We start from the raw sequence: 1258 nt of genomic DNA on the forward strand, positions 1-1258 counted from the left end.
CTGTAGTGGTCAACAAAAACTGGCCACGGCTTTAGAGTTTTTCCAAAACAATCTTTCTGATTCATTCGGCGTCAAACCACCATTATATTGATGAGGTCTGAGCTGGCTGTAATATCCTGTGATGTAATTCGTTATTGCCGTGCTGGCTTGGCTAAAATTAGCGTAGCCATTATCCGGTAACCACTCTGTTTTCAGACTTCTGAAGAACCGTTCCATTGGGCTGTTATCCCAGCAATTTCCCCGGCGACTCAGACTTTGCTTTATCTGATATCTCCACAGTAACTGCCTGAAATTCCTGCTGGTATAGTGACTGCCTTGATCCGAGTGATACAGTAAATTAGCCGGTTTTCCCCGTGCTTCCCAGGCCATCGACAGGGCTTTACCTGTCAGTGCTGAATCAGGGAAAAATGACATCGCCCAGCCAACCGGTTTACGGGAAAACAAATCGAGTACTACAGCCAGATAAGCCCAGCGTTTTCCCGTCCAGATATAAGTCACATCACCGCACCAGGCCTGATTAGGCTCGGTAACAGCAAACTGGCGATCCAGATAATTAGGGATCTCAATGTGTTCCTTAGACGCCTTCTTATAACGATGGCCAGGTTGCTGACAGCTGATAATATTGAGCGCTTTCATTAGCTTTGTTGCCCGCCAGCGGCTCAGTTTTATACCTTTGGTGGTGACCATCGCGGCAATGCTTCGCGCTCCTGCTGAGCCGTTACTTTCGCGATAAACTTCACGCACAAGGCTCAGTAATGCCACTCTCGTGGCGTCAGGCTTCCTGGGCTGCCGCCAGTATTTATAACTGCTGCGATGAACCCCAAACACGTTGCACACAACAGCAACAGGAAACCGCGCCCTGAGTTTCTCAACTAATGAGAATTGTTCAGGGAGTCTGACATCAAGAGCGCGGTAGCCTTTTTTAATATATCCCTTTCCATTTCAACGCGTTGAAGTCTTTTCTTTAGCTCGCGTATTTCAATCTGCTCAGGTGTCATGGGTGAAGCAGTGGGTGATTTTCCCGCTCGCTCTTCTTTCAATTGTCGAACCCATTTGTCCATTGTGGATTTGCCGACGTTCATTGCCGTAGCAGCGGCGGCAACGGTGTAATGCTGATCGAGTACAAGCTGGGCAGCTTCGAGGCGAAACTCGGGGCTAAAATTGCGTCTGTTACGTCCGGTCATAATGTCACCTGTTTTTACTGTGAGGTGATGATATCACCTCTATTCAGGTGGCCAAATTCAGTGTGCCACTACAG

At 48.3% G+C, this 1258-nt stretch carries 1 protein-coding gene; it reads right to left on the minus strand.

From position 1 onward, the window contains the following. Nucleotides 1-9 precede the first annotated feature (9 nt). Nucleotides 10-1184, minus strand: a protein-coding gene (locus FBY13_RS23310; RefSeq protein ID WP_145395275.1) for an IS3 family transposase whose coding sequence is annotated in 2 segments (ribosomal slippage) — nucleotides 10-926 and nucleotides 926-1184 — 1176 coding nt in all. Because the reading frame shifts where the segments join, the coding sequence is not laid out codon by codon here. Nucleotides 1185-1258 lie beyond the last annotated feature (74 nt).

The sequence above is a fragment of the Pantoea sp. SJZ147 genome (assembly GCF_007828605.1).
Taxonomy (GTDB): Bacteria; Pseudomonadota; Gammaproteobacteria; order Enterobacterales; family Enterobacteriaceae; genus Pantoea; species Pantoea allii.